The 2,169-nt window shown below is 61.1% G+C and carries 2 protein-coding genes; both read right to left on the reverse strand.

Annotated elements, in window-relative coordinates; genetic code table 11:
* On the reverse strand, positions 1 to 596 hold a 596-nt coding region (locus ACZLZQ_RS24235; RefSeq protein ID WP_472951873.1), incomplete at its 3' end, for a response regulator.
* On the reverse strand, positions 593 to 2,169 hold a 1,577-nt coding region (locus tag ACZLZQ_RS24240; protein ID WP_472951876.1), incomplete at its 5' end, for an ATP-binding protein. The genes ACZLZQ_RS24240 and ACZLZQ_RS24235, both read right to left, overlap by 4 nt.

The following is a 2,169-nucleotide window of genomic DNA, read 5'->3' on the forward strand; positions in this document are numbered from 1 at the left end:
TCCTGGGCCTTGGCCTCGCTAACCTTCAGCTGAGCGTTCAGCTTCTCGAGTTCTGCCACTCGGAGGGCAAGTTCGTCGGTAACGGCGTTGTCGGTGCTCCAACGATGGGCAAGAGCGGTTGCCAGCTGCTGCAGTTCTCCGACATCGAACGGTTTCAGGAGGTAGAAGAGCTTCTCAGGTTGCCCGATGGCCAGCGAGATCTCGGACGGCTTGTGGTCGGAGTAGCCCGTGACGATAACCAGGTTCACGTCCGCATCGAGAGCGCGTATGCGACGGGCGGTTTCCAGACCATCGATACCCGGCGGCATTCGCATGTCGATGAAGGCGATTGCGAAGGGTGCCCCTTCCGCTGCCGCAGCCTCTACAGTGGCAACTGCATGCTCTCCTTGGCGACAGAACACGATGTCGTCGATCAAGGCGTCCGCAACAGCTTCCGACGGTTCGCCACCGAATAGCTCCGCCGAGAGATCGTCGAATTCGTCACCGTTCGTCGGAGCCTTCGCGACTAGGTCGGCAAGAACCCGGCCGTAGGCTTCAAGTACCTGCGCGTCATCGTCGACCACGAGTATGCGCCGCGGTTTGGCTGAGGATGTCATGCGGCGTCCTTGAGTTCGGTCGTATAGCGAGGAAGTATCAAGTGCAGCGTCGCACCTCTTCCCGGCCCCTCGCTTCGCGCGAACAGTCTTCCGTTCATCGCGCCGACGGCGTTCGCGCACCAATGCAGGCCCGTTCCCCCGGAGCGGTGACGACGGGTGGAGAAGCCCTTCTCGAAGATCGTCTCCAGACGTTCTTGCTCGATGCCCTCGCCGTCGTCGCGAAGCATGACAGTAAGACCGGTCGTTCCACCCATGTCGACCTCGGCGACCTCGATCTCGATCCTGCCGCGGCCCTGGCCTGTGGCTTCGATTGCTTCAGCCGAATTGACGAGGAGGTTGCCGAGGATCTGTTCCACGGCAATTCGGTGTCCGAGCACGGCGGTGCCAGGCTCGACCCCAACTAGGAGATCAATGTTTTCCTTCCGAGAGATCAGCTTCGCCGCACTCTCGATCACGGAGGCGATGTCTATCTTCTCGACGACACGCTGCCCCTTCGACGCCGCATCCTCTTCCTTAAGGATTCCGTCGACGTGTCGGACCATCGAGGTGAGCGTTTGCAGGTCAGCGTGCCTTGTTGTGCCTTCCTCGAGCAGCCTCGCGGTGGACATTGCGACGAACTGATGGAGCTTTCCGGCCCGTTCCACGGAAAGCGCCGGATCCGTGATTTCCTCGAGCGCCTTCTGAAGGTTCTTCTTCCATGGCGCGTCCTCGCGCCGAGTGAGATCCCACGCAACCGTGCCTATGGGACTGATAGCGTTGCGAACGTTGTGCAGAATCCCTGCCGCCTGGTCGGCAGCGCCATGGTGATAGTCCTGTCGCCGCAAGGTGTCGCGAAGTTCCGCCAGCTGCGACGCCATTCTGTTGAACGAGACGATGGTCTCGCTCAACTCGTCGTTTCTGCTGTCTTCGGGCATGATCAAGAGCTGTCCGGTCGACCCGACCTCCGACAGATGGTCTCGCAGCGCTCCGACACGCTTGATCGCGATATGCCGAAGAACGAAGGCAAGTGCGGCAATGAGGGCGAGTCCGCCGAGGATTAGCAAGGCCATGGCGGCCCATACAGCCTGACGCCCGGCTGCCGAGACGGAGCGGCCGGTCTTGGAGACGAGGGTTGCCAGAGGGGCACCATCCAGACCCGTCACGAGGGAGCGGAGCTCGATGGCATCGTCGCCGCGGATCATTTCCTCGGAAGTCGAAGCCCGAGCCCCAACTGGAAGCAACTCGAAATCGACCTTGGTCTGATCCTGCAGGGCAGCGATGTCGAGGATGCGGCCGAAGAGAAGGGTGCCTACTGCCGGCCCCGTTCGCTCGGACGTCAGGATCGGTGCATATCCGACCGCGACGATTCCCGCCTCGGTTCGAACGAGGCCTGTACGGGATCCGGGTTCGGAGAAGGTTACAAGAAGCGGATCCGCTGCAGGCACGACATCACGCGACATCAGCTTGAGCGGCTTGGGCTCGTTACCCGAGAAGTCGTATCCTTCGTCCAGGGCGATCCGTCCCGCGGGATCTGACATGACGATGTAGTTCAAGCTAAGGGCTTTGATCGACTCGGGATTGACGTTCTTTTCGA

This window comes from Mesocryomonas lacus, assembly GCF_055730105.2.